General features: G+C 74.8%; 16 protein-coding genes and 1 tRNA gene. 8 read left to right on the forward strand and 9 right to left on the reverse strand.

All coding sequences use genetic code 11. The features are described 5' to 3' along the window. Positions 1 to 70 precede the first annotated feature (70 nt). Positions 71 to 1564 (reverse strand): sensor histidine kinase, encoded by a 1494-nt coding sequence (locus tag ACZ6W9_RS08435; RefSeq protein WP_470116993.1) that lies wholly within the window; start codon positions 1562 to 1564, stop codon positions 71 to 73. 38 nt (positions 1565 to 1602) lie between these two features. Further along, a complete protein-coding gene (locus ACZ6W9_RS08440) occupies positions 1603 to 2367 on the reverse strand; it encodes a response regulator transcription factor (protein ID WP_362936274.1) in 765 nt (254 codons plus the stop codon). 149 nt (positions 2368 to 2516) lie between these two features. Here ACZ6W9_RS08440 and ACZ6W9_RS08445 point away from each other — a divergent pair, with 149 nt between their 5' ends. The 6 genes from ACZ6W9_RS08445 (at position 2517) to ACZ6W9_RS08470 (ending at position 9248) form a co-directional block, all read left to right on the forward strand. After that, complete coding sequence (locus tag ACZ6W9_RS08445; RefSeq protein ID WP_362936277.1) at positions 2517 to 3896, forward strand: ferredoxin reductase family protein; 1380 nt, start codon at positions 2517 to 2519, stop codon at positions 3894 to 3896. A gap of 140 nt (positions 3897 to 4036) precedes the next feature. Next, on the forward strand, positions 4037 to 4645 hold the full coding sequence (locus ACZ6W9_RS08450; RefSeq protein ID WP_470116995.1) for an FMN-binding protein: 609 nt from the start codon (positions 4037 to 4039) through the stop codon (positions 4643 to 4645). Beyond that, positions 4642 to 5655, forward strand: coding sequence for an FAD:protein FMN transferase (locus ACZ6W9_RS08455; RefSeq protein WP_470116997.1), 1014 nt, complete (start codon positions 4642 to 4644; stop codon positions 5653 to 5655). The genes ACZ6W9_RS08450 and ACZ6W9_RS08455 overlap by 4 nt, the downstream gene beginning before the upstream one ends. Before the next feature lie 198 nt (positions 5656 to 5853). Further along, entirely contained in the window at positions 5854 to 6603 is a 750-nt protein-coding gene (locus tag ACZ6W9_RS08460) for a ZIP family metal transporter (protein ID WP_362936286.1), read from the forward strand. Between the two features lie 480 nt (positions 6604 to 7083). Then, the gene (locus tag ACZ6W9_RS08465) at positions 7084 to 8313 is read left to right on the forward strand and encodes a Cmx/CmrA family chloramphenicol efflux MFS transporter (protein ID WP_470116999.1); all 1230 of its coding nucleotides are present in this window, start codon (positions 7084 to 7086) and stop codon (positions 8311 to 8313) included. Beyond that, positions 8310 to 9248: an MBL fold metallo-hydrolase gene (locus ACZ6W9_RS08470; RefSeq protein WP_362936292.1), complete on the forward strand. Its 939-nt coding sequence runs from the start codon at positions 8310 to 8312 to the stop codon at positions 9246 to 9248. The genes ACZ6W9_RS08465 and ACZ6W9_RS08470 overlap by 4 nt, the downstream gene beginning before the upstream one ends. A 149-nt stretch (positions 9249 to 9397) precedes the next feature. On the opposite strand, the gene ACZ6W9_RS08475 is transcribed toward ACZ6W9_RS08470, so the two are convergent. Both ACZ6W9_RS08475 and ACZ6W9_RS08480 read right to left on the reverse strand, forming a co-directional pair. Next, positions 9398 to 11293: a S9 family peptidase gene (locus ACZ6W9_RS08475; RefSeq protein WP_389969408.1), complete on the reverse strand. Its 1896-nt coding sequence runs from the start codon at positions 11291 to 11293 to the stop codon at positions 9398 to 9400. A gap of 64 nt (positions 11294 to 11357) precedes the next feature. Next, positions 11358 to 12524 carry a zinc-dependent alcohol dehydrogenase family protein gene (locus ACZ6W9_RS08480; protein WP_470117002.1) on the reverse strand — a complete coding sequence of 389 codons (1167 nt, stop codon included), beginning with the start codon at positions 12522 to 12524 and terminating at the stop codon, positions 11358 to 11360. 347 nt (positions 12525 to 12871) lie between these two features. On the opposite strand from ACZ6W9_RS08480, the gene ACZ6W9_RS08485 reads away from it, so the two are divergent. Continuing rightward, positions 12872 to 14305, forward strand: a complete 1434-nt coding sequence (locus ACZ6W9_RS08485; protein ID WP_470117004.1) for a glutamate-cysteine ligase family protein — start codon at positions 12872 to 12874, stop codon at positions 14303 to 14305. Positions 14306 to 14469: 164 nt separating this feature from the next. Further along, positions 14470 to 15513 carry a hypothetical protein gene (locus tag ACZ6W9_RS08490; RefSeq protein ID WP_470117006.1) on the forward strand — a complete coding sequence of 348 codons (1044 nt, stop codon included), beginning with the start codon at positions 14470 to 14472 and terminating at the stop codon, positions 15511 to 15513. Positions 15514 to 15696: 183 nt separating this feature from the next. Here the strand turns inward: ACZ6W9_RS08490 and pcp are convergent, their stop codons facing one another. From pcp to ACZ6W9_RS08515, 5 genes are all read right to left on the reverse strand, one after another. Next, complete coding sequence (pcp, locus tag ACZ6W9_RS08495; RefSeq protein WP_470117007.1) at positions 15697 to 16317, reverse strand: pyroglutamyl-peptidase I; 621 nt, start codon at positions 16315 to 16317, stop codon at positions 15697 to 15699. Beyond that, positions 16314 to 16691 carry a thiol-disulfide oxidoreductase DCC family protein gene (locus ACZ6W9_RS08500; protein WP_389969419.1) on the reverse strand — a complete coding sequence of 126 codons (378 nt, stop codon included), beginning with the start codon at positions 16689 to 16691 and terminating at the stop codon, positions 16314 to 16316. Before ACZ6W9_RS08500 ends, pcp begins: the two co-directional genes overlap by 4 nt. A 64-nt stretch (positions 16692 to 16755) precedes the next feature. Next, on the reverse strand, positions 16756 to 17685 hold the full coding sequence (locus ACZ6W9_RS08505; protein ID WP_389969421.1) for a hypothetical protein: 930 nt from the start codon (positions 17683 to 17685) through the stop codon (positions 16756 to 16758). A gap of 42 nt (positions 17686 to 17727) precedes the next feature. After that, entirely contained in the window at positions 17728 to 18600 is an 873-nt protein-coding gene (locus ACZ6W9_RS08510) for a hypothetical protein (RefSeq protein WP_389969423.1), read from the reverse strand. A 375-nt stretch (positions 18601 to 18975) separates the two neighbouring features. Beyond that, a tRNA-Val gene (locus ACZ6W9_RS08515) sits at positions 18976 to 19050 on the reverse strand. Between the last annotated feature and the right edge of the window lie 20 nt (positions 19051 to 19070).

Raw genomic sequence — 19070 nt, forward strand, 5'->3', positions numbered from 1 at the left:
CCGCACGGAGCGCGACGGCGTTCGCCGGTCACCCGGGCCGGACGCGGGGAGGGGGATCACGGACGGAGGGTCAGGCGGGGTCGGTCCCGGCGGGCAGCAGGACGCGGAAGACCGTACGGTCCGGCCGGCTGTCCACGCCGGCGGTCCCGCCGTGCGCGGTGACCACGGCCCTGACGATGGCCAGGCCCAGGCCCGTGCCGCCCGAGGCGCGGGAGCGCGCCTTGTCGGCCCGGACGAACCGTTCGAACAGGTCGTCCCGGATCTCCTCCGGGATGCCCGGCCCGTCGTCGGCCACGGTCAGCTCGACCCGCCCGGGATCGGGGCCGGAGCCGCCGGGGCCGCCGGATCCTTCCGAGCCGGGCGCGGACGGGACGGCGCGGACCGACACGGTGACCGTGGTGCCCGGCGGGGTGTGCGAGCGCGCGTTGCCCAGCAGGTTGGCGACGACCTGGTGGATCCGGTCGGCGTCGCCGACGATCGTGACCGGCTCCTCCGGCAGCTCCAGCCGCCAGCGGTGACCCGGCGCGGAGACCCGCGCGTCGCCGGTCGCGTCGATCACCACGCGCGTCAGGTCCACCGGGTCGCGGGCCAGCGGCCTGCCCGCGTCGAGTCTGGCCAGCAGCAGCAGGTCGTCGACGAGCTTGCCCATCCGGGAGGACTCGGCGTCGATCCGCTCCAGCGAGTGCCGCACCTCCGGCGACACCTCGCCCGGGTCGCGCCGGGCCAGCTCGGCGTGGGCCCGTACGGTCGCCAGGGGGGTGCGCAGCTCGTGGCTGGCGTCCGCGGCGAACGTCCGCATCCGCTGCTCGCTGGCGTGCCGCCGGGCGAGGGCCTCGCCGACGTGGCCCAGCATGCGGTTGAACGCCGCCCCCACCTGGCCCACCTCGGTCCGCGGGTCCTCGTCCGGAACCCGGTCGGGCAGCGCCACCTCGCCACTGGACAGCGGGAGCGTGCTGACCCGCCGGGCCGTGGCCGCCACCCGCTCCAGCGGGCGCAGCGACAGCCGTACCCAGACCGTTCCCGCCACCCCGGCGAAGACCACGGCGGCGGCGAACATCACGATCTCGATGAACTGCAGGCGGTGCACCATGGCGTTGACGTCCTCCATCGGCAGGCCGTTGACCAGGACGTCGCCGTCCTCGCCGTCGACGGCCATGACGCGGTAGTCGTCCAGCGCCGACAGTTCCACGCTGTGGCCGTGGCCGTCCCTGGGCACCGACGCCAGGACGGTCGCGTCGTCGGCCGACAGGCCCCGGCCGGGCCGCGGGTCGTCCTGGCCCGGCACGACCACGGCGGCGTCTGTCATCCGGCCGTCCACCAGGCGGACGCCCAGCGTGCCGGGGGGCTGCCCGCGGCTGTCGCCGTACCCGCCGTACCCGCTGCGCTCCCTGCGGTGCTCCAGGGTGGCGGCGAACCTGCCGACCGTCACCGACAGCTGCTGGTCGAGGCGGTTCACCATGAACCGCTCCATCGCCAGGGAGGTCACCGCGCCGACCCCGGCGCAGACCAGCGTGATCAGCACCAGCACCCCGGCGACCAGCCGGGCCCGGATGGTGTGCGGCACGGGGAGCCTCACGGCCGCGGCGCGCGATGGCCGGAGTCTCATGGCCGCAGCACGTATCCCACGCCCCGCACAGTGTGGATCAGCGGCGGGCGGCCCGCGTCGATCTTCTTGCGCAGGTAGCTGATGTACAGCTCCACGACGTGCGCCTGGCCGCCGAAGTCGTAGGACCAGACCTCGTCGAGGATCCGCGCCTTGCTGAGCACCCGGCGCGGGTTGAGCATGAGGAGGCGCAGCAGCTCGAACTCGGTCGGCGTCAGCTCGATCAGTTCCCCGCTCCGGGTCACCTCGCGCGCGTCCTCGTCCATCACCAGGTCTCCCACGGCCAGCCGGTCGCCCTCGGCTGAGACCCGCGCCATGCCGGCGCGGCGCAGCAGGCCGCGCAGCCGGGCCAGGACCTCCTCCAGGCTGAACGGCTTGGTCACGTAGTCGTCCCCGCCCGCGGTGATCCCGGCCACCCGGTCCTCCACGGCGTCCCTGGCGGTCAGGAACAGCACGCACACGTGCGGCGACTCCGCGCGCAGCCGGCGCAGCACCTCCAGGCCGTCGATGTCGGGCAGCATGACGTCGAGCAGCACCGCGTCGGGACGGAACCCGCGGGCGGCGGCCACCGCGGCCGCGCCGCCGGTGGCGCCGCGCACCTCCCAGCCCTCGCGGCGCAGGACGGCGCAGAGCACCTCGACCAGGTCGGGCTCGTCGTCGACGACGAGGACGCGGACGGGGGCGCCGTCGGGTCTCAGGAGCGCGGGAGAGCCGCCGGACGAGGGGAGACCGCCGGAGGCGGGGTCATGGGAGGTCGCGTGCATGGTGGTACCAGGGTCCTCCCCGTCGTCCGTGCGGATCCTCTGACCCGCCTATGAGAATCCTATGAATCGTCAGCGTATGGACGGGTTCAGAGGAAAACGAGAGGTTCCGGGGGCACGGTGGATCACGCTCGACGAGAGGAGACACATCCGTGGCCACCACCTTCGCCGGAACGGGCCGGACCGCCGCCGGACCACCCCGGGCCGTCCCCGCCGGAGGCGTCCGCGCGCGTCCGGAGGCCGTCCTGGCGGCCATCGCCGCCGGGACGCTCGCCGTACTGGTCCTGTGGTGGGTGAACACGCCCGCCGTCGCCGGCCTGGACGGCTGGCTGACCGAGGCGGGCCGCGTCACCGGCCTGCTCGCCGGGTACGCGATCGCGGTGCTGCTGGCGCTGATGGCCCGCGTCCCCGCCCTGGAACGGGGGGTCGGGTCCGACAAGCTGGCCCGCTGGCACTCCATGGGCGGCCGCTACGTCGTCGGGCTGGCGGTCGCGCACGCGCTGCTGATCACCTGGGGCTACGCGGTGACCGAGGGCACCGACGTGGTCAGCGAGACGGTGACGCTGAACCTCACCTACCCGGACATGCTCAAGGCCACCGTGGCGCTGCTGCTCCTGGTCGGCGTCGGCGTCGTCTCCGCCCGCGCCGTCCGGCCCAGGATGCGCTACGAGACCTGGTTCCACCTGCACTTCTACACCTACCTCGCGGCCTGGCTGGCGTTCGGGCACCAGCTCGCCACCGGAGAGGAGTTCATCGGGTCGGCCCCTGTCCGGGCCGCCTGGTACGCCCTGTACCTCTCCGTCGCCGCGCTGCTCCTGTGGTACCGCTTCCTCACCCCGGTACGGCAGGCGTTCCGGCACCGCCTCCGGGTCGCCCGGATCACGCCCGAGGCCCCCGGGGTCGTCTCCGTCCACGTCACCGGGCGGAACCTGGACCGGTTGCGGGCCGAACCCGGCCAGTTCTTCCGGTGGCGGTTCCTGACCCGGGACCTGTGGTGGTCGCCCAACCCCTACTCGCTGTCGGCCCCGCCCACCGGCGACGGGCTGCGGATCACCGTCAAGGACCTCGGCGACCAGAGCCGCCGGATCGCCCGGCTGCGCCCCGGCACCCGCGTGGTGGCCGAGGGCCCCTACGGGGCGTTCACCGCGTCCCGCCGCCGCAGGCGCAAGGTGCTGCTCGTCGCCGGGGGAGTGGGCATCACCCCGGTGCGCGCGCTGTTCGAGTCGATCCCGGCGGCCCCCGGCGACCTGACCCTCCTCTACCGTGCCCGGACCCCCGGCGACCTGGTGTTCCGCGCGGAGCTCGAGGAGATCGCCGCCCGCCGCGGCGCGGTGATGCACTCCTGCCTCGGTCCCCGGAGCGGGATCGGCGACGCGTTCGCGCCCGCCAGGCTCCGCGGGCTCGTCCCGGACCTCCCCGGCCACGAGGTCTACGTCTGCGGGCCCGCCGGTCTGACCGCCGAGGTGGTGTCGGCGCTGCGCGCCGCCGGGGTGCCGAAGCGGCACATCCACCACGAGGCGTTCGAGTTCTGAGCGCCGGGCCGCCGAAGCGGATCCGAATCACCCGGCGCGTCCCGAAGCCGCTTCCGAGCACCGGGTCGCCGAAGCCGTCCCGAAGCACCCGGCATATCCCGAAGCCGTCCCGAAGCACGTCACACCGCTAAGGAACACATATGCGCAGAGCGATCGCGGCGGTCCTCGCCACCGCCGTCGGCCTGGTCCTCCTCCTGTCGTTCAAACCCCACGAGGTGGCGACGACCGCCCAGCGGCCCGCCGCGGTGTCGCGTGACGGCTCCGGAACCGGCGCCGGCTCCTCCGGTTCCGGAACCGGAGGCGCCGGCGCCGGGTCCCGCCGGTCGCCGGGCGGCTTCGGCCGGTTCGGCGGCGATGACGACGACGACGGTTTCGGCGGCGACCGGGGCGGAGAGGGCGGCGGGAACGGCCGGACCTCGGCGGACCAGGGCTCCTGGACCGGGCCGGGCGCCACCGCCGGGGCCGCCGCCGGCGACAGGACGGTGGCCGGCGACGCGGCCGACACCCGCTGGGGCCCGGTGCAGGTGGAACTGGTGCTCTCCGGCGGGAAGATGGCCGGGATCAAGGTGCTCCAGGCGCCGATGGGCAACCACCGCGACATCGCGATCAACGACGAGGCGCTGCCGATCCTCAACGAGGCGGCGCTCTCGGCGCAGTCCGCCGACATCGACACCGTCTCGGGCGCCACCTACACCAGCGACGGCTACATCCGCTCGCTGCAGAGCGCCCTGGACAAGGCGGGCCTGTGACGACCGGCCCGCGCCGTCCCGGCGTCCCGGCCACGGCTCCCCGCGCGGGGGACCGGCGCGCCTTCCTCCCCGGCGGCCCGCGCGCCGCCTCCGCCGGGGGTCCGCATGTCGTCGCCGGGAACCCCCGCGGCTCCTCCGCCGAGGAGCGCCCGGCGGCGGTCCGGCACGTCGAGCACATGATGGGCACGGTCTTCTCCTTCGACGTACGGCCCCCGTACGACGCCGGGGACGCGGGAACCGCCGGGGAAGCCGTCGCCGAGGCCGTGGCGTGGCTGCGCCGGGTCGACGAGGTCTTCTCGACCTACCGGCCCGGCAGCTTCGTCAGCCGCCTGGACCGCGGGGAGATCGGCCCGGCCGACTGCCCGCCGGAGGTCGCCGAGGTCCTCGGCCTGTGCGAGGCGGTGGCCGAGACCTCCCGTGGATACTTCACGGCCCGGCCCGGGGGCCGCCTCGACCCCTCCGGCCTGGTGAAGGGCTGGGCGATCGAGCGGGCGTCGCGCATCCTCACCCGGGCGGGCGCGGTGAACCACTGCGTGAACGGCGGCGGCGACGTCCAGCTCGCCGGTACGGCCGCGCCCGGCCGCCCGTGGCGGGTCGGCGTCGCCCACCCGCTGCGCCCCGGCGAACTCGCCACCGTCGTCACCGGCAGCGGCTCCCCGGCCGGTGTCATGGGCGCCCCGGCGAGCGGTCTCACGGGTTCCGTGGGGAACGGCCTCACGGACGTCACGGTGAGCGGGCTCGCCGTGGCGACCTCCGGCACGGCCGAACGCGGCACGCACATCGTCGACCCGCACACCGGCCGCCCCGCCGCAGGGCTGGTCTCCGTCACCCTGGTGGGCGAGAGCCTGACCCCGGTCGACGCCTACGCCACGGCCGCCTTCGCCATGGGCGGTGCGGCCCGCGAATGGGTGGAGGGCCTCGACGGGGTGGAGGCGTTCGCGGTCACCGCCTCCGGCGGCACCTGGCGCACCCCGGGCTTCCCGGGCGCCGCGCCGCCCGCCGTACGGTGACCCGCGGGGCCCGCCGCACGGTGACCCGGATGGCCCGCCGTACGGTGCCCCGCGCCGCCCGCCGTACGGTGACCCACGGGCCCGCGTCACCGGGCGGGGGTGTTCGCCGGCAGGGTGGTATCTCCGCCGGCGGCCGGGGTAGCGACCCCGATGCGAGGACGCGCCGGCACCGGCCGGTGCGGGGACGGAGGGGACACCGTGCCGCAGTGGGCCGAGGCGGGACTGTGGGGGCTGGTCGCCGGAGGCGCCCTGGTCATCGGGGCGGCGATCGCCTGGACGGTACGGGTGCCGCCCAAGGTGATCGCCTCGATCATGGCCTTCGGGGCCGGAGTGCTGATCTCCGCGCTCGCGTTCGACCTCGTCGACGAGGCCGAACGCTCCGGGGGGCTGGTCCCGGCCATGAGCGGGTTCCTCGCCGGGGCGGTGGCCTACGTCGCGGCCAACGCCCTGCTGTCCCGGCACGGCGCCCGGCACCGCAAGCGCTCCGGGGACCAGCAGGCGGGCGAGAGCGGGTCGCCGGGCAGCGGCGCCGCCATCGCGATCGGGGCCCTGCTCGACGGCATCCCCGAGTCCGTCGTCCTCGGCCTGTCGCTGCTGCACGGCGGCGAGGTCGGCGTCGCGGTGCTGGCCGCGATCTTCATCTCCAACGTCCCCGAGGGACTCTCCAGCGCCGCGGGCATGAAGCGGGCCGGCCGCGGCGCGCGGTACGTCTTCGGCGTCTGGGGCGGCATCGCGCTTGCCAGCGCCGCGGCGGCCTGCGTCGGCTACCTCACCCTGCAGAGCGCCTCCCCGGCCCTCATCGCGGTCATCACCGCAGTCGCCGCCGGAGCCATCCTCGCCATGATCGCCGACACCATGATCCCCGAGGCGTTCGAGCGCACCCACGTCCTCACCGGGCTCATCACCACCGTCGGCTTCCTCACCGCCTTCGTCATCGAACGCCTCTGACGCCGGTGGACGGGGCGTCCGCGGCGTGGTTAGGATGCGGTCCATGTCAAGCCCCGAGGCGTCAAGACGCTAGCCACCGGTTGTTCGGTGGCCGACCGTGATCCCGTGCCGAAGCGCCGTCGCGTCCGAGACGCCGCGCTTCCCCGCCGTATCCGCCGCTGAGCCTCCGCCGTACGGGCTTTCCCCTCCGGGTTCCGCATCGCCGTAACCACCGTCGCGGTCACGCGCGGTGATGCCCCCTGCCCGAGCGTCCTTCCGGGCCCTTCCGGGTTCCTCCACGCGGTGTCCCCGCGCGCCCGGCCGCCTCGCCGCTCCGAGCGGCGTCCGGCCGTGGCCGTCGCGGCGGCTCTCCGCGCCCTCATCGCCCCGGGGTCGTCTCGAAACCGCCTCGGAGCCGTTCCGGAACCACTCCGGAACGGCTCCGAAGCCGCCCCGAGTGACCCCGGACATTCCAACCACGAAACGGTTGTGAGTTCTCGTATGCCAATCGTCATCTACATGCTCGGGCTGGCGGTCTTCGCCCAGGGGACGTCCGAGTTCATGCTGTCGGGGCTCATCCCCGAGATCGCCGGCGACCTCGGGGTCTCCGTCCCGGCCGCCGGAACGCTGACCTCGGCCTTCGCCGCAGGGATGATCGTCGGCGCGCCGCTGACGGCCGTCCTCAGCCTGCGGTGGCCGAGACGGCGGGCGCTGCTCGTCTTCCTGGTCGTCTTCACGCTCGTGCACGTCGCCGGAGCGGTCACCACCGACTTCGGCGTCCTGCTGGCCACCCGGGTCGTCGCGGCGCTGGCCAACGCCGGGTTCCTGGCCGTGGGCCTCGCGACGGCGGCGGGCCTGGCCGGGCCCGCCGCCAAGGGCCGCGCCACCGCGGTCCTGCTGGGCGGCGTCACCCTCGCGTGCGTCGCGGGGGTGCCCGCCGGCGCGGTGCTCGGCCAGGCGTGGGGCTGGCGTTCGGCGTTCTGGGCGGTGGCCGCCGTCTCGGTGCCGGCCGTCTTCGCGATCCTGCGCTCGGTCCCGGCGGCGCCGGCGGACGCGGCCGCGCCCGGCGCGCGGCGGGAACTGCGGGCGCTGCGCCGTCCCCGGCTGCTGGTGACCCTGTCGCTGGCCGCGCTCGTGAACGGCGCGACCTTCTGCGCCTTCACCTATCTGGCTCCGCTGGTCACCGACGTCGGCGGGTTCGGGCCGGGGTGGGTCCCGGTCTTCCTGGCGCTGTTCGGCCTGGGGTCGTTCGCCGGGGTGACCGCCGGAGGCCGCATGTCGGACGAGCGGCCGGCGCGGCTGCTGGTGCCCGGCGGCGTGGCCCTGCTGGGCGGCTGGTTGCTGCTCATGGCGACCGCGGACGAGGCGGCCTGGGCGTTCGCGCTCGTCTTCGTCCAGGGCGCGCTGTCCTTCGCCGTCGGCTCCACACTGATCACCCGGGTGCTCTACGAGGCCGTCGAGGCGCCCTCCCTGGGTGGCGCGTTCGCGACCGCCGCCCTCAACGTGGGCGCGGCCGCGGGTCCCGTGCTGGGCGGCGCCGCCATCGGCGCGGGCCTCGGCTACCGGTCCCCGCTGGGGGTGAGCGCGCTGCTCGTGGCGCTGGCGTTCGTCACGGCGGGCGCCGCCTGGGCCGTACGGCGCCTCCGGGCCGGCGGCGGGTCGCCCGGCCGGGACGATTCCGGCGATCTTCGTGGTCTCCGGGCGCGCCAGGGCGGAGAATCCCCGTCATGAGCTCATCGCGCCACGACCATCCGCTGCCCTCCGCCCGCGTCGAGGAGGTCTCCGACGGCGTCCACGCCTACATCCAGCCCGACGGAAGCTGGTGGATCAACAACACCGGCTTCCTCGTCGGGCGGCACGGGGTGATCTGCGTGGACTCCTGCGCCACCGAGCGGCGCACCCTGGCCTACCGCGAGGCGATCAGGTCGGTCACCGCCCTGCCGGTGACGACGCTGGTCAACACCCACCACCACGGCGACCACACCTTCGGCAACTTCGCCTTCCCCGAGGCGACGATCGTCGGGCACGAAGGGACCCGGGAGATGATCCTCGCCGAGGGGATCCCGGCGTACCGGACGATGGCCTGGACGGCGGTCGACTGGGGCCGGTCGGAGGTCAGCCCGCCCTTCCTGACCTACGCCGACGGCGTCACCCTGTACTCCGACGAGCTGCGCTGCGAGGTCCGCCACGTCGGCCGTCCCGCGCACACCACCAACGACTCGATCGTGTGGATCCCCGAGCGGTCGCTGCTGTTCGCCGGCGACCTGGTGTTCAACGGGGGCACGCCGTTCGTGATGATGGGGTCGGTGACGGGGGCCATCGAGACGCTGGACGAGCTGGAGAAGCTGGGCGCGCGGACGATCGTGCCGGGGCACGGCGACGTGTGCGGCCCGGAGGTGATCGGCCGGGTGCGGGACTACCTGCGGTTCGTGATGGCCACCGCCGAGCTGGGCCGTTCGGCGGGCCTGACGCCGCTGGAGGCGGCGCGGGAGACCGACCTCGGCGAGTACGGCGGGCTGCTCGACCCCGAGCGGATCGTCGGCAACCTGCACCGGGCCTACGCCGAGCTGGACGGCCTGCCCCGGGGCGAGCCGATCGACCTCACCGCCGCGATGACGGACATGCTCGCCTACAACGGCGGCCGGCCGCTGACCTGCCTGGCCTGACCGCTCGCGTCCCCGGGGCCGCGGAGCCCGGTGTCCTCTCCGGTGACACCGGCCCGCGACCCGCCCCGCGTCCCCGGGCCGGTGGGCCAGCCCCGCGTCCCCAAGACGGGCGGACCCGCCCCGGGGACGCGGGGTCACCCCGCGACGGCCTACGCCAGGTGACGCGACCACCATTCGAGGACGGCCTCGAACCGCTGCAGGCGGTGCCGGGGACGGCCGCTGCGGGTGAGCTCGTGGCCCTCGCCGGGGAAGAGCAGGAACTCCGCCGGGACGCCGTTGCGGCGCAGGGCGACGTACATCCGCTGGGCCTGCTCGACGGGGCAGCGCCAGTCCTCCTCGGAGTGGACCACGGCGAACGGGATGCTGATCTTGTCGGCGTGGTGGAGCGGGCTCATCGCGCGCTGGACCTCGGGGTCGGGGCCGCAGTAGGCGTCGGCGAAGAACCAGCCGATGTCGGAGGAGCCGGTGAAGGAGTCCCAGGCGTTGACCGCCCGCTCGCTCCAGGCGGCCCTGAACCGCTCCCCGTGGTGGGCGGCCAGCCAGCTCGTCATGAACCCGCCGTAGGAGCCGCCCATCACGCCCACCCGGTCGGCGTCGCACTCGGGCCGCTCCAGCGCCGCGTCCAGCAGGGCGAGGACGTCGTCGACGTCCACGGTGCCGAAGGCGCCGACGACCGCCTGGCCGTGGGCCTGGCCGTACCCGCCCGAGCCGCGCGGGTTGGGCAGGACCACCGCGTACCCGGCGCCCGCGTAGACCTGGGTCTCGTCGAAGAAACCCCAGCCGTGGTGGTGGAAGGGGCCGCCGTGCACGTTCAGCAGGACCGGGTGCGGCCCCTCGCCCTCGGGCAGGACGAGCCAGCCGTGCACCGGGTAGCCGTCGGGTGCCACCGCGGTGATCTCCTGGAGCGGGCGCACCCCGGCCAGCGGCCCGGAGAACTCGGCGAGCCTGCCCTCGGGGGTGACCACCTCGCCGGGGCACTCGGGCGTGGAGACCACCGCGACGATCCGCCCGCCGTGCGCGGTGAACGCCTTGACGGCCGCCCGATCGCCGAGCACCCGGCCGAGCTTCTCCAGCGGCATGTCCTCGGCGGTCGCCGGGACGAGCAGCAGCTCGGTGGCGCCGCGCGTGCGCACCGCCACCAGGACGCCGTCCTCGACCGGTACGGGCTCCAGCGCCTCGCAGTCGACGGACTCCTCCTCGGTCATGCGCGTCCCGGTGGCCGGTTCGCCGCCGATCCGCAGTGGGGCGCGGTGGAGGCCGGTGTTGCGGGCGACGGCGTGGATGCCGGAGAAGGCGGTGCCGAGGTAGAGCACCTCCCCGCCGGGCAGCGCCACGGGGTGGTCCGCGCCGCCCTCGCTGCGCACCACGAGGGCGGGCGCGCCGCCCGCCGCCGGGACCGCGTACAGGTCGGTGTGCAGGCTGTCGCCGTCGAGGTCGCGGGGCGCGGAGACCAGCACGTGCTCGCCGTCGGGGGTCCAGGCGGGGGTGTCGACGTCGTACGGGCCGTCGGTCAGGCGCACCGGCTGGGGGATGTCGGCGAGGGCGTTGACCACGAACAGCGACGAGCGCCGGTCGAAGGTGAAGCCCACGCCGTCGCGCCGGTAGTTCAGGCCGGTGATGCGGCGCGGCGCCTCGGCGGGGGCGTCCACGCCCTCCTCGGTGCCGTAGCGGCCCTCCTCCGGGGCCCGCGCGACGAACGCGATCCGGCGGGAGTCGGGGGCCCAGACCGGCGCGCCGGCGCCGAGCGGCAGGTCGGTGACCGGGCGCGGCTCGCCGCCGCGGGCGGGCATCACGTACAGCTGCGGCCGGCCGCCCTCCTTCGCCCGCAGGAAGGCCACCCAGGCGCCGTCGGGGGAGATGCGGGGGGCGATGTCGAGGTCACCGTGGGTGAAGGGGACGGGCGGGCCGTCCTGAGGCACCCGCCACAGGCCTCCGCGGTAGGCGTTGGCCTCCAGGTCGGGGCGGGCGACGTCGACCAGGAGGAGGTCGTCGTGCAGGGTGATGCTTCCGGGGACGTGCAGCAGGGCGAGGTCGTCAAGGCGCATGACCTGGGACGTTATCACCGCCATCGTCGCGTTTGGAGAACGCTGAGGTGGTTTGTCGGTGTCGTTAGGGAGCGAACGGGTCGATCATGGTGACACCGGGCACCGAGCCGATCGCGGCCAGCGCCGGCCCCGCCTCCTCCAGGCCGATCGTGCGGGTGATCAGCAGGTCGGGGCGGAGCAGCCCCGCGGTGACCGTCTCCAGCATCGCCGGGTAGGCGTGGGCGGCCATGCCGTGGCTGCCCAGCACCTCCAGCTCGTGGGCGATCACCCGGCCCATCGGCAGGGCGGTCAGGCCCGGGAGCAGGCCGACCTGGACGTGCCGGCCCCGCCGCCGCAGGCTCCCGATCGAGGAGGCGCACGTCCCGGGGCTGCCGAGAGCGTCGATCGAGACGTGCGCCCCGCCGCCGGTCACCTCCCGGACGCGCTCGGCCACGCCGCCGTCCTCCGGGCCGCCGTCCTCCGGGCCGCCGTCCTCCGGGCCGCCGTCCTCCGGGACGGTGACGGCCGGAGAGGCGGCCTCCCGATCGGCGGCCGGGGACACGAGCCCCGGGCCGGCGGACGGAGCCCCGCCTCCCGGGGCGGCGGTGACGCAGGCGGCGGCGCCGAACCGGGCGGCCAGCTCCAGCGCCCGAGGGGAGACGTCCACGGCGACCACCCGGGCCCCGGCCGAGGCGGCGATCATCACGGCGGACAGGCCGACGCCGCCGCAGCCGTGCACCGCCACCCACTCGCCGGGCCGTACCCGGCCCACCGAGACCACCGCGCGGAAGGCCGTGGCGAACCGGCAGCCCAGGCTCGCGGCGGCGGGGAAGGACACCGCCTCCGGCAGCCCGACGAGGTTGACGTCCGCGTTCTCCAGCGCGACGTACTCGGCGAAGGAACCCCAGTGGGTGAACCCCGGCTGGGTCTGCCGCTCGCACACCTGCTGGTCGCCGGCGGCGCACGCCGGGCAGGAGCCGCAGGCGCAGACGAACGGGACCGTGACCCGGTCACCGGGCCGCCAGGAGCGCACGCCGTCACCCACCGCCGCCACGACCCCGGCCAGTTCGTGCCCGGGGACGTGCGGCAGGGCCCGGATGTCGTCGTCGTGGCCCTGCCAGCCGTGCCAGTCGCTGCGGCACAGCCCGGTCGCCGCCACCCGCACCACCACCCCGCCGGACGGCGGCGCCGGATCGGGCACCTCCCTGACCTCGAGATCGGCTCCGAAGGCGTCGAAGACCACGGCTCGCACCCGGCACACCTCTTTCCCGGCTTCCCCGGCTTTCCCGGCCTTCCGGCCGGCGGGTTCCGCGCCGCCTCCCGGCCTGCGGTTCCCGCGCCGCGTCCGCGGCACTCGCAGGATGCCACGCGGTCGGCCGCGCGTCCCACCCGCCCCCGCCGCGGGCCGCGACTCCGGTCCGGCCGTCCCCGCCCCGCCTGTCCCCGGCCCGTGATCCGGCTCCCGGACCGTCCACGTCACCGGGCCTCCTGCCCCTCCCGTCGCGGACTGTGATCCATCCCCCACCCGCTCGCCTGATTAGAAGCCCCCACCTGGGAGAGTAGGAGGGGGTCACGAGGACCAACTGATCGGATGGTGCGATGGGCCGGCAACTCGACAAGGACCGGTTCTCCGAGGTGGAGTTCATCCGCTTCGGCGAGCGGCTGGCGGAACAGATGGCCACGCTGCGTGAGACCCTGGCCCGGCCCGGCTTCGGGGAGGGCCCGCTGACCGTCGGCGCCGAGCTGGAGCTGTTCCTCACCACCCCCGACGGCAGGCCGCTCCAGCGCAACCGGGAGGTGCGCGAGGCCGCGTCCGACGACCGGCTGGTGTCGGAGCTGGGCCGGTTCAACCTGGAGGTCAACCTGACCCCGCTGCCGCTCGCCGGGCGGCCCTTCACCGCGATGGCCGCCGAGCTGCGCGAGACCATGGACATGGTGGACAAGGCCGCGGCGACGCAGGGCGGCCGGTCCGTGGCGATCGGGATCCTGCCCTCTCTCAGCGAGTTCGACTTCACCCACGAGGCGCTCAGCGACGAGGCCCGCTACCGGGCGATGACCCGGGGCATGCGCCGGCTGCGCGCCGAGCCGTTCCGGGTGCGCATCAGCGGCGCCGAGGAGCTGGAGCTGGAGGTCGAGGGCGTCATCCTGGAGAGCGCCAACACCTCCTGGCAGGTCCACCTGCGTACGGCCCCGGCCGACTTCGCCCGTGTCTACAACGCCGCCCAGCTCGCCATCGGCCCGGTCCTCGCGGTCAGCGGCAACTCGCCCGGTTTCCTGGGCAGGCGGCTGTGGGAGGAGACCAGGATCGCCCTGTTCGAGGAGGCGGCCGACGACCGCGACGTCGAGCGGCTCGACCGCAGGGACCGGCGGGTGGCCTTCGGCTCGGGGTGGGTCGGCGGCGCCGAGGAGCTGTTCGAGGCGTGCGTCCGCGAGTACGAGCCGGTGGTGCCGGTGCTCACCGACGCCCGGGACGCGGCGGGCGAGGCCCCGGAACTGGCCGAGCTGCGGCTGCACCAGGGCATGGTGTGGCTGTGGAACCGGCCCGTCTACGACCCGGCCGACGGCGGCCACCTGCGGGTGGAGATGCGGGCCCTGCCCGCCGGGCCGACCCCCGCCGACATGGTGGCCAACACCGCCTTCATGCTCGGCCTCACCCTGGCGATGGCCGAGGAACCGGTGCACGAGACGCCCTTCGCCGACGCCTACCGCAACTTCTACCGCGGCGCGATCAGCGGACTGGACGCCCCGATGGCCTGGCCGGGCCGGGACGGAGAGGTCCCCGCGCACCGGCTCGTCGAGGACCTGCTGCCCATGGCGGCGGACGGTCTGGTGCGCGCCGGCGTGGACGCGCAGGAGGCGGAGCGGGCGCTCGACGTCATCCGGGAACGCACCGGGCGGCGCCGTACCGGTGCGGTCTGGCAGCGCGAGAAGCTCGCCGAGCTGGGCACCGACCCGGCGGCGCGGGCGCGCCTGGTGACCCGCTACCAGGAGCTGGCGCTGACCGGGGAGCCGGTGCACACCTGGCCGCTTTGAGGACCTCCGCGAACCGTGCGGACCTCCGTTCCGTGCTCGACATGTCAGACCTGGACTGATTCACCGCCTCATCGGGCTCCTGAATGATCCATATATCGGCATACTCGTGAACTCCACGTCTCGACCCGCCGGGCCCGGCGGCGACCGGAGGAGGAGCGACCCCGATGAGTGCGATGAAGACCACGGCCGTGAAGCCGTTCGAGCTGAGGCGCAACGACGGCGACCTGCTGGCCGGCGCCCGCGCGCTGGGCGAGCGGCTCGGCCGTGTGCCCCTCGCCACCGTCCTGGCCAAGGCCAACCGGGTCGCCGTCAGGAAGGGGGCGTCCGGCGCCGGGGCGTTCTCCGGCATGAAGCCCCGGCCGGTGGACTGGTACTGCTTCGACGACGCCGACAACGCCGTCACCGACTGGTACCCGCAGGGCCTGACCAGCTCCTCCGACGCCGGGGCCCGCGGTGACGTGTTCGTGGTGAGCTGGTACTTCAAGCCGCAGAACGCGCCCGAGCGCGGCATCCGGCTGTCCTTCCTCGACGCCGCGACGCTGCGCTACCGGCACGTCCTGCTCGTGACGGCCAGGCCCGACGGCGGGATCGCCCCCATCGACATCCACGCCGGCGGCGTCGCCTGGTACGGGGACCTGCTGTACGTCGCCGACACCGGCCGCGGCCTGCGCGTCTTCGACACCCGGCACATCTACGAGGTGAACGGCGACTCCAAGACCACCATCGGCAGGAAGGGAGCGACCTACAACGCCTTCGGCTACCGCTACGTGATGCCGCAGACCGGCGCCTGGGTCGCGACGGGCGACGCCCGGTTCTCCTTCGCCTCCGTCGACCGGACGGGCCCGGTGCACACCCTGATCGGCGGCGAGTACGTCGACGCCCCCGGCACGCCCGGCAGGGTGGCCCGCTGGCCGCTGGAGCCCGGCGGCCCGCTGCGCGCCGACGCGGGCGGCGTCGCCGCGGCCCAGGACGCCTACGTGCTGCCCGAGCCCAGGATCCAGGGCGCGCTCTCCCACGGCGGCACCTGGTATCTCAGCCAGGCGGCCGGCTCGACGCGCAACGGCGTCCTGATCGTGGTCGGCGACACGGTCACCAGGCGGCCCTACCCGGTGGGCCCGGAGGACCTCACCTGCGTCCGCGAGCGCGGGACGCTGTGGAGCGTGACCGAGTTCGCACGCCGCCGCGCGGTGTACGGCGTGCCGCTGTGACTCCCGGCCTCCGCTCCCCGGTCCCCGTCTGCCCCCTTCGACCTCTCGACCCCTCGGTTTCCGGTCCCTCGGCTCCCCGGACCTCCGCCAGGCTCCGGACCCAGGCTCCGGACCCAGACCCAGACCCAGACCCCGGCCACGGCGCCGGACGCCCGATTCCGGCCCCGGGCGGGGAGCCGCCGATCAGTGCAGGGAGCCGCCGACCAGGCGCAGGTCGCCCTCCATGAACGAGGCGGCCGTCACGATCGCGGCCAGCGCCTCGGCGACCAGCGCGGGCGGCATGGACGGCGCGGCCCGGTCGAGGACCTGCCCGGGGGCGAACGGCACGTGCACGAACCCGCCGCGGATGTCGGGCCGCTCCGTGGCGATCAGGTGCATCAGGCCGTAGAAGAGGTGGTTGCAGACGAACGTCCCGGCGCTCTGCGACACGCTCGCCGGGACCCCGACCGCCCGGGCCGCGGCCACGCACGCCTTCACCGGCAGCGTGGCGAAGTAGGCGGCGGGCCCGCCGCGCACCACCGGCTCGTCGATCGGTTGCCGCCCGGCGTTGTCGGGGATGCGGGCGTCGTCGAGGTTGACGGCCACCCGCTCGACCGTCACGTCGGCCCGGCCGCCGGCCTGCCCGACGCAGACGACCACCCGGGGGTCGTGCTCGGCGACGGCCTCCCGCAGCCGATCCACCGCCGCGCCGAACACGCACGGCACCTGTACGGCCCGCACCCCGGGGACGAGACTGACCGCCTCCCACGAGGGGTTGACGGTGTCGCCGTCGAACGGCTCGAAACCGGTGAGCAGAACGGTCATCGGCGGGCCTCCGGCACGGAGCAGGCGGGGGTGCCGCCGGGCAGGCGCCCCCGGTTGGCGGACACGAGCCGGTAGCCCCACCCCGCCGCCCGCCGCAGCAGGGGGAGCCGCATCAGGGACCCCGCGACGCTCCAGGGCGGTCCCGCGCAGATCAGCAGCCTGGCGACGGCCTGCGCCCCGCCGTACAGCCTGCCGTCCTCCGCCCACAGCACCTCGTGCTCGGCGCGCTCCCGGGTGGCGCCGAGCACGGCCAGGTCGGCCGTCTGCAGGGGTACGGCGCGGGCCCGGAGACCGATCCGGCGCTCGGCGAACCGGACGCAGGAGGTGCAGAAGCCGCAGTCGCCGTCGTAGACCAGTATCGGTTGTTCCGTCATGCGGTGACCATACCCATACGAATCACCCAAGAACGGGCGGGAGGTTCCCGGGTGGGCCGTGGAGTCACCCGAGAACGGACGGCCCGTCCCCGGTCGGGCCGTCGAGATGCCGGAACGCCTCATGGGCCGAACGGACGCTGTCGCGCAGCGCCCGCTCCAGCCGCCCGGCGTCCCCGGCCAGCCGGTCGATCTCCGGAACGGCCGCCGAGTCGGCGCCGGTCTCGGCCAGGAGCTCCTCGTAGCGGGGGAGCCGCTCCCGCAGCTGCTCGATCTGCTCGTGGGCGCGCAGCGCCCGCTCGGCCTCGGTCACGTGGCGGGCGTAACGTTCCAGGGCCTCGACGCGGGCGACGACGGCGGCCTCGCTGGCGGCCAGGGCCCGCTCCAGCGGCGCCATGGCGGCGGTCACCTCCGGGGTGCTGCCGCCGTACAGCAGGTCGCGGTGCTCGCCGCGCAGCGCCGACAGCTTGGCCAGCAGCCGGGCGATCTGCCACTCCTCGGCGGGCAGCATCACCGAGTTGCGCACGTCGTCGAGCATGCCCAGGGCGTTGATCCGCGAGCGCATGACGGTGTCGACGGCCCGCCCGGCCCGCTCCAGCAGCGGTCCGGCGGTGTCGTCGAAGTCCTCCGGCAGGAGGTAGCGGCCCTCGTACCAGTGGGCGTGCCGGGAGATCTCGTAGTCGCCGGCGTCGCCGTCCTCGTCACCCTCGCCGGCATCGGGGAACTGCTGGGCGGCGATCGTGCCGATCAGCGCCACGAAGGCGAGCATCCCGATCAGGAAGAAGGGGATCCGCCCGATGTTCATGGCGAGCAGGCCCAGCAGGACGCCCGACAGGATGACGATGCGGACCTTGGGCGCTATGCCCCTGCGGTCCTCGCGGACCGGCACGGGGGCGGGCTGCCAGCCGGCCCTGACCCTGGAGAGCAGCCGGGCGTTCCGGCGGAACAGTTCCGCGACCTCCGCCGGCACCTCCGGGTCGACTACCACCCGCTGCACGGGCTCACCCCCTTCGCACGGTTGGGAATCGTCTCCTCCTTCTCAGCCTTCGAGGTACCGGAACGCCTCGTGGGCGGAGCGGACGCTGTCGCGCAGCGCCTGCTGCAGCCGGGCGGCGTCCTCGCTCAGCGTGCCGATCTCCGGTGCGGAGAAGCGGGAGGCGCCCGTCTCCGCGACGAGCTGCTCGTATTCCGGCAGGTAGGCGAGCAGGGCCTCGATCTGCCCCCGCGACGCCAGCGCGTGGTCGGCCCGCGCCACGTGGCGGGCGTAGCGCTCCAGGGCCTCGACGCGGGCGACGACGGCGGCCTCGCTGGCGGCCAGGGCCCGCTCCAGCGGCGCCATGGCGGCGGCCACCTCCGGCGTCCGGCCGCCGCGGGCCAGGTGCCGGTGCCTGGCCCGCAGGGCCGACAGCTTGGTCAGCAGCCGGGCGATCTCCCATTCCTCGGCGGGCAGCATCACCGAGTTGCGCACGCTGTCGAGCATGCCCAGGGCGTTGACCCGCGCGCCCATGATGCGGTCGATCGCCTTCTGCACCCGGCCGAGCAGGGCCCGCGAGGGGAGGTCGAAGTCCTCCAGGACCAGGAAGCGGCCCTGGTGGAACCGCGAGTGCCGGTACAGCACGCGCTCCGTCGAGTCGGCCGGCAGGGGCTTCCTGGCGAGGTAGACGCAGGCGAGGACGATCAGGTAGACGGTGCCGAGGGTGCCCAGGAACACCCCCGGAGCGCCGACGAGCAGCGTGACGAGGACCGTCAGGAACGTCAGCACCCCGAGGGACACCAGGACGGGGGCCGGGAAGTGGGGACCGCTCGGTTCGGGGTTCCAGCCGGCCCGGTAGCGGGAGAGCAGCGGGCCGTTCCGTCGCATGAGGTCGGCGACGTTCGCGGGCACCTCCGGGTCGACCACCACACGCAGCACAGGCTCGCCCCTTTCGCGATGGTCAAAAGAGCATAAGCGATGAATAGATTCCGGGTTATGCCCCGATGCTGCCTCCTGTCGCCGCCCGGCGCGTACCGGAAACGCGGGAAGCCCGGAAACGGGAGGCGGGGAAAGAGCGGCGGGAGGGGGAGGCCGCGAGGGCGGACGGAGCGGAACACCCGAGGTGGGGCGGCCGGAAGCGGTGCTCCGGAGGCGGCGCCGCGGGCGGGCCCGCCGGAACCGGTTCCCGGAACGGGTTCCGGAGAGGGGGATGCCGGGACGCGCCCGGAACGGCGTGCCCAGGGACGGGCGACCGGCGGCTGGAGCGGCCCGGAAACGAAGAGATCCCCGGGTTCTGGACCCGGGGATCTCTGTTGGTGGACGATACTGGGATTGAACCAGTGACCTCTTCCGTGTCAGGGAAGCGCTCTCCCGCTGAGCTAATCGTCCTTGGAGGATCAGAGCGGAAG

Source organism: Streptosporangium sp. NPDC053982, assembly GCF_055585205.1.

Excerpts from the sequence above, each read along its gene's own strand:
- ACZ6W9_RS08440 (WP_362936274.1), bottom strand. The coding sequence starts at position 2,367 with ATGCACGCGACCTCCCATGACCCCGCCTCCGGCGGTCTCCCCTCGTCC.
- ACZ6W9_RS08450 (WP_470116995.1), top strand. The coding sequence starts at position 4,037 with ATGCGCAGAGCGATCGCGGCGGTCCTCGCCACCGCCGTCGGCCTGGTC.
- ACZ6W9_RS08465 (WP_470116999.1), top strand. The coding sequence starts at position 7,084 with ATGCCAATCGTCATCTACATGCTCGGGCTGGCGGTCTTCGCCCAGGGG.
- ACZ6W9_RS08470 (WP_362936292.1), top strand. The coding sequence starts at position 8,310 with ATGAGCTCATCGCGCCACGACCATCCGCTGCCCTCCGCCCGCGTCGAG.
- ACZ6W9_RS08475 (WP_389969408.1), bottom strand. The coding sequence starts at position 11,293 with ATGCGCCTTGACGACCTCGCCCTGCTGCACGTCCCCGGAAGCATCACC.
- ACZ6W9_RS08485 (WP_470117004.1), top strand. The coding sequence starts at position 12,872 with ATGGGCCGGCAACTCGACAAGGACCGGTTCTCCGAGGTGGAGTTCATC.
- ACZ6W9_RS08490 (WP_470117006.1), top strand. The coding sequence starts at position 14,470 with ATGAGTGCGATGAAGACCACGGCCGTGAAGCCGTTCGAGCTGAGGCGC.
- pcp (WP_470117007.1), bottom strand. The coding sequence starts at position 16,317 with ATGACCGTTCTGCTCACCGGTTTCGAGCCGTTCGACGGCGACACCGTC.
- ACZ6W9_RS08500 (WP_389969419.1), bottom strand. The coding sequence starts at position 16,691 with ATGACGGAACAACCGATACTGGTCTACGACGGCGACTGCGGCTTCTGC.